A 5,610-nucleotide genomic window follows, 5' to 3' on the forward strand; every position below is an offset into this window, starting at 1 on the left:
GGGGGTGGTGTGCTGTCAGGGGGTGTCTATATTTTTTCTTACCCAAAGGCGCCGAGGGGGCGGGGGGGCGGCCCCCCGGGGGGGGGGGCCGGGGGCGCGGGTGTGAACCTGGTGCTTGCTGGGGTTAGCGGCGGCGTCCGCCGCATCCGGCGTGTCCGCAGCCGCCGCAGAATCCGCCGGGCTTGTTGCACTCACACGGGCAGGGCTTCATTTCCTCCTCCATTCCGTCCGGTATTTCCGAACTTATTACATATATCTTAATCGCAAATACCGCAAATTCAAGGTTCACCTCTTTTGGATTCCGATTAATTCAGAGAATTCAATTCGAAATTCACGGACCGGGGGTGTCCCTGCCGCTCGGACCACTCACCCACGCTGTGCCTCCGACTGCGAGCCGGAGGCACAACGGTCTTCAACGCTCGCTACGTGGTGCCCTCGCAGAACTCGCGCGTGGCACCTGCGCAGCAACCGCAGCCATTTGCCGCACATGTCTTAATGGCACACCTCCGCAGCCGAATAGATCACGGGCCGCTTTTGACGTCTTCTCATTCGCGAGGATCCCGCTCCCTGAATGGGCCTATGGGATTCGACCGCCTAATTTGCTGCGGCCGGGATGAGGTCAGGCCACCGCACCGCTTCCAGGGCCCGACGGTGGGTGTCCGGCACCGGCACCGTCGGATAGCCGAGCCAGTCCAGTCCCATTGCCGCCAGCACCGTGGCGTCCGCCTGGTCGTAGCGGCCCGGCCCCACGCACTCCACGCCATACCGCTCCACGGCCACGCTGCGCACCATCCCCTTGGCCACCCTGGACCGCTCCTTACGCGCCCAGTCCTGGGCCGGGTTGGCTCGGCCGGTGGCGTAGATCGTGCGATGGTGCGGGTTGGCCACGGCGTACGGGATGCGGTGACGCCACAGGCCCTGGGTCACCAGCCACCACAGCCCGGCCAGTTCGTGGTGACCGGCCTGCCCGCCCTGGGCGTAGGCCGCCCCCTCGACCACCACAAGGTCGGCCTCTTCCACGCCGACGCGGATGTGCCCGCACAGCCAGTCCATCCGCTCATGGCTGCGGCGCCTGCCCGGCCGCAGGGCCTTCGCCCAGTCCGTCCCCGCGACGCCCGTGGAGGTCAAGGAGAGGTCCAGGCCGATGACGCGGGGCTGCCACTCCCCCTGTCCCTGGACGCTGGGCAGCGTGACCGGGGCGCTCTGGAGCAGCGCCGTCATGCTGCACCTCCCGCTCGCCGGATGATCTCGACCATGGGCAGATCACGGCGGAAGGGTGTGCCCATCTCCGCCTCCAGGTCGGCGTACTCCCGGGCCAGCTCGGGACGCAGGCTGGAGGCGCAGGTCAGATCGGGGATGGAGGCCAGCACGCACAGGCTGCACGACAGGCGGGACATGCCGGCGTCGTACGCCCAGTGGTAGGGAAGGCCGCAGTCACGGATGCGCTGCCAGACCTCGGCGGTACTCCAGCGCAGCACCGGGTACCACAGGGTGACCTTGCGGCGTCCGCTGCTCGCGCGCTGGTCGATCTCGACGGCGGGCCTGCCCGCTCGGGCCCGTGATTCCTCGGCCCGCAGGCCCATGACCAGGACGATCCGGGCCGTGCGACCGGTGATGCTGAGGTCGGCAACCTGCTCGGTGATGAACTTATGCGAGACACCCCGTTTCTCGGCAGTGCAGAACCGGTTGAAGAGGTTGGGGAACTGCCCACGGGCGCGGATGCGGTGCAACAGGGAGGGCCACTTCGCGGGGCTCCGTACCTCAAAGGGAAGGCCGTAGTGCTCGGCCTGCTGCTGGGCGAGTTCGAGTGTGCCCGGCCACTCCACCGTGTGCCCGCGGGGCGTGCGGCCGAGATCGATGTGGAGGACCACGAGGCGGTCGCGCACGCCAGCCTCGTCAGCCAGGCGCACCGTTTCGTCCAACGCGGCTTCGCTGTCCTTGCCGCCGCTGTTGCTGATCACGATGCGGTCAGCCGCGGCGAGGTCGGGCACCGGGTCGGGTCCGTGCGCGTCGCGGGCGGTGATCAGTTCGAGCTGGCGGCTCACTGCTTCACCTCCGCCGTGGCGGCCAGGTGTTTCGTGATGAGCCGGTCGGCTTCGGTCATCGCCTCCGCCTTGTGAGAGGCAATCCACTCCCCGAAGCTGCCGTCCGGGCCCCACAGATACCAGCCGGTGTCGTGGTAGCCGTCCTTCAAGTTCTTCTTGCGGTAGGCCAGTTCCCACCAGCCTTCTCGCCAACGCCACATACGCCGCGCCTGTGAGTCAGGCACCCAGCCAGCGCGCTCGGCCAGAACCTGAAGGCGCGCCATATCCGTGCGCAGCATCGCGTTGACACGGGTGTGGTTTTCATGGAGCACCATGAGGCGACGCACGTCCTCGCCCAGCAACTGCTGAATACCGTCGGCGAGACGCGCCAGATACTCGGCACTGGCGTTGGCTTCGCGAGCACGTTGACGGGCAGAGTGCCAGGCCAGGGGGTAACGGTTGCTCCGGGTACGTTCAACGGCCAGCTGCTCACGCGCCTGGTCGCGCTGGCGGGCCACGCGGCGCAGGACGGTTGCGGCGCCGGGGGCCGCGTGCTCCTCCAGCCACTTCGCGGTGGCTTCTATCTCGGTTCCGACAGGATGGTTCATCGCTGTTCCTTCGGGTCGGGGAGCGCGCCATGCGGCCGGGAGCGGGCTGAGCCCTGCGCCCGGGTCCTCTTCGGGATGCGGGGCGCCGACCGGCGGCGACACCCACGACGTGTCAACCTGTTTCAACAATGTCTCCTATCTTGCGTCAGGATTAGGCACCTCGAGCTCGCTTCTCCTCACGTCGGCGGGCCTGGGCGATCCGCGCGCCTTCCCGACACAGGGAGCAGGCCGCCTCCCCGCGCCGGTTGTGAGCGCGGGCCCCGGCTTCGGTGCCGTGGGTGATGTGCGAGCCGCTTTCCTTGAGTTCGTCGGGGTGGGCGGTGGTGCACGCGGCGCGGATCTGGCCGTTGAACCACAGGCGTCCGCCGCAAATGCCGTCGAACAGGCTGTGGCGTGGCAGGACGAGTTCGATGCACTGCACACGGAACGGGCAGTCCTGGCAGACCTTCAGCAGCGTCTGCATCAGCGGCTTCCTGAGCGAGTCCGCAGTTGCGTCGTTGGGAGTGAAGCGCAGGTCCCCGGCGCACGGTGCTTCGCTGACCCACCAGCTGCCGCTCATCAGTCGCTCTCCGGTGGCGGCGGCTACGCGGTCGGCGGCAGCGGCATCCGGCGCACGTGGCCGCTGAGGCTGCTGCCGTAGGGGTGCGCGTAGGTGCTGTCGACGGGTACCAGGTGGCGGTCGGCGAGGCTGGGCAGCGCGAACATCTGGGCGACCAGCGCGGTGAGCAGGTCGTCACACCTCTCGTTCCAGCGGCGTCGGGTGGTGCGTATCTCGGAGCCGTCCTCGGCGACACCTTCGATGACCTCGATGATCCGGCCGCCCGCGTTACGGCCGTCGACGACGACGGCAGTGGCCTCGGGGTGGTGCTCGCGCACAAGCTCGGCGATGCGCGCGGCGCGGTCGGGCGGAGGAAGCTCCAGCAGCCAGTCGTTGCCCTCGCTGGCCGAGTTCCGCCTGGTGCGCGCCCAAGCCGGGGAGTTGTAGGGGGCAAGGGCCTCTTGCAGGTCGAGGCCGATCTTCTCGCCGTGCTCGGCCATGGGGTGTTCCTGGTGGTTCTCCTCCCACAGCCAGGGGCAGGCCCCCAGCGGGCTGGACTGCTCGCCGAGCACCCCGTACAGGCACAGGGTCCGCGAGCTGCCGTAGTAGGCGAAGTTGACGTACACCGCCTCCGGGCACAGGGACCGGATCAGTGCGGCCGTCTCGTCGAGGACGGCCAGGGCGTACGCCTTCTCCGCCCGTGTGCGCTGGGCGTCGGCCTCCTCGCGCTGCTGCTTGAGGATGGTCAGGAGGTCCGCTGTTGCGGGGTTCATGGTGCTGATTCCTTTCTCTTCGGTAGGCATGGGGTTGGTCAGGCCAGGACGGGCTTGAGGCGTTCGCCGAGCCAGCGGGCGACGTTGACGCTGACGGCGTTGCCGGCCTGCATGGTCTGGGCGGCCTTGGAGCCGACGACGTCATAGGTGTCGGGGAACCGTTGGCCGCGCAGCTGTTCACGGGGCTGGAGCATGCGGAAGAAGCACTCTTCGATGGCGGGCGCGGTGCGCACCACGGCCGCCGAGTCGCGAGTGGCAAGGGTGTGCAAGGGCTGGGCCGCCGTCTTCGGCGCGCTCTTGCGGTACGGGATGACCAGGGTGTTGCGGGCCCGGTCGCGGGCCAGGCCGTCCGGCACGACGAGGCCGTGGTGGCGGGCCGTGCTCAGGGTGCTGAGCGGGCTGTCCACGGGAGCTGCGTCGCAGTTCTTGCGGAACTCCACGATGAACGGGGCCGGGGGTTCGATGGTGACCAGTGCCTCGCTCTCGCGGGTCGTGCGGGTCCGCATCGGGGCGCCGACGTGGGTCGGCGTGTCGTTCCACGACCCACCGACCGGGACCAGGAGGGCTTCGCCGAGCTTCGCCGTGCGTGTAGGCAGCGGGCGCACGTGGGGAGAGAACGCCCGATCGGTGCCGTCCTTGCCGTGGGTGAGGGTGATCACGCTGGGCTGATACGGGAACTTGTTCAGCCCGACTTCGATGCGCCGCATCGTGTTCGGCACCAGCGGCCTGTCGCGGTCGCCGATGCGCTGGCCGATGTCGTCCCACATGATCACGTCGGCCGCCGGACGGACGTACGGCTCGACCAGCGCATGCCCGCAACGGATGTTGGGGCACCGGTAGTCGTACTGCTGACCGTACTTCCCCACCCGGACCTTGTCGTTGCGCCAGCTCTGCCGGGCCTTCACGTCCTGCCCGCACTCGACGCAGTACGCGAGCGGGCGCGGCTTGAGGTCCGGGCGACGCACGCTGGTCAGCGTGAAAACCACATAAATCCTGTCGCGCCACTGGGGCGCATACGGGTTGGTCTCGGAGCCGATGTGAGCGGAGGAGACCGAGACGATCTGGTGGCGGTAGCCGAGCTTGCGCATGGCCCTGATCCACTCGGGGAACAGGATCCAGTCGGTGATGAACTCGGTAACGTTCTCCACGACCACGCAGGGGTACCGCTTGGCCTCGGCTGCGCGCAGCACGCACCAGGCCGTGGCCCGGGTTTGCTCGAAGGCTTCTTCCGGCAGCTCCCGCCACTGCTCCTCTTCCTCGAACAGGGCTTCTTGGGCGGGGTCGGGCTGCCGCTTACGGCCGCCAGCCGGGCTGATCTCGGTGCAAATGACGGAGGCCCACAGGATCAGGGCCTTGGGCAGCCACCGCATGGGGTAGTTGCGGACATCGGCGCAGCGTGCCTTGGCGGTGGGGTGGTTGATCTCGAAGGTGTCGATGGCGGTTTGCCAGTGGTTGATGCCGAGGATCGGGTCGTAACCGGCCTCCAGCAGACCTTGTGCGTCTCCGCCTGCTCCGCAGAGCAGGGATATGGCGCGGGACAACGGGGCTGATCTCCAAGGGGCAGGGGCTGGCCCGGCCCCGGGGGGGCGGGGCCCCCACCGGGGGGCGGGCGGGGGGGGGGGGGGACCCCGCGGGGGGGGGGGGGGGGGAGGGTGCCCCGGGCGAGG

At 68.8% G+C, this 5,610-nt stretch carries 6 protein-coding genes; all 6 read right to left on the minus strand.

The genetic code is table 11. The annotated features are described in order from the left end of the window. Positions 1-594 precede the first annotated feature (594 nt). The 6 genes from ACFXB5_RS00090 to ACFXB5_RS00115 all read right to left on the minus strand — a co-directional run bounded on the left by ACFXB5_RS00090 (position 595) and on the right by ACFXB5_RS00115 (position 5,484). Positions 595-1,221 (minus strand): hypothetical protein, encoded by a 627-nt coding sequence (locus tag ACFXB5_RS00090; protein ID WP_385200877.1) that lies wholly within the window; start codon positions 1,219-1,221, stop codon positions 595-597. Continuing rightward, positions 1,218-2,045 carry a phosphoadenosine phosphosulfate reductase family protein gene (locus tag ACFXB5_RS00095; protein ID WP_385200879.1) on the minus strand — a complete coding sequence of 276 codons (828 nt, stop codon included), beginning with the start codon at positions 2,043-2,045 and terminating at the stop codon, positions 1,218-1,220. The genes ACFXB5_RS00090 and ACFXB5_RS00095 overlap by 4 nt, the downstream gene beginning before the upstream one ends. Beyond that, positions 2,042-2,632, minus strand: coding sequence for a hypothetical protein (locus ACFXB5_RS00100; protein WP_385200881.1), 591 nt, complete (start codon positions 2,630-2,632; stop codon positions 2,042-2,044). Before ACFXB5_RS00100 ends, ACFXB5_RS00095 begins: the two co-directional genes overlap by 4 nt. A 151-nt stretch (positions 2,633-2,783) precedes the next feature. Further along, positions 2,784-3,191 carry a hypothetical protein gene (locus ACFXB5_RS00105; RefSeq protein ID WP_385200883.1) on the minus strand — a complete coding sequence of 136 codons (408 nt, stop codon included), beginning with the start codon at positions 3,189-3,191 and terminating at the stop codon, positions 2,784-2,786. A gap of 23 nt (positions 3,192-3,214) precedes the next feature. Then, positions 3,215-3,943 carry a hypothetical protein gene (locus ACFXB5_RS00110; RefSeq protein ID WP_385200885.1) on the minus strand — a complete coding sequence of 243 codons (729 nt, stop codon included), beginning with the start codon at positions 3,941-3,943 and terminating at the stop codon, positions 3,215-3,217. Positions 3,944-3,981: 38 nt separating this feature from the next. Beyond that, positions 3,982-5,484, minus strand: a complete 1,503-nt coding sequence (locus ACFXB5_RS00115) for a DNA cytosine methyltransferase (RefSeq protein ID WP_385200887.1) — start codon at positions 5,482-5,484, stop codon at positions 3,982-3,984. Between the last annotated feature and the right edge of the window lie 126 nt (positions 5,485-5,610).

It is taken from the genome of Streptomyces sp. NPDC059455, from assembly GCF_042750115.1.
In the GTDB taxonomy this organism is placed as follows: Bacteria; Actinomycetota; Actinomycetes; order Streptomycetales; family Streptomycetaceae; genus Streptomyces; species Streptomyces endocoffeicus.